This window comes from Pelomicrobium sp. G1, assembly GCF_051905455.1.
In the GTDB taxonomy this organism is placed as follows: Bacteria; Pseudomonadota; Gammaproteobacteria; order Burkholderiales; family UBA6910; genus Pelomicrobium.
In genome coordinates this window covers 1-242 of the sequence record NZ_JBQACR010000548.1, presented here as the reverse complement: position 1 = coordinate 242, position 242 = coordinate 1, and the positions used below count along the sequence as shown (strand labels likewise).

General features: G+C 66.5%; 1 protein-coding gene. It reads left to right on the top strand.

The features are described from left to right. Nucleotides 1–242 (top strand): hypothetical protein (locus ACTFO6_RS19590; RefSeq protein ID WP_439935971.1); only part of this gene is annotated, 242 nt, incomplete at both ends.

Below are 242 nucleotides of genomic sequence, written 5' to 3'. Positions count from 1 at the left end.
GTGCTGCTGAACGGATCGGGGATCACGATCAACGCGGGGTCCGACTTCACCGGCGCGGGTAGCGTGGGCATCGCCAACAGCGCCACCTTCAATGGCGGTTTCACCTCGTCCAACCTGGACTTCACCAGCGGCAACTACACCGGCGTCGCCGCGGCGCTGACCGGCACCGCGGATTTCCTTGCGGGCAATTTTACGGGTGCCTGGACGGTGAACGGCGGATCGGCGCTGACCATCGCCGGCGG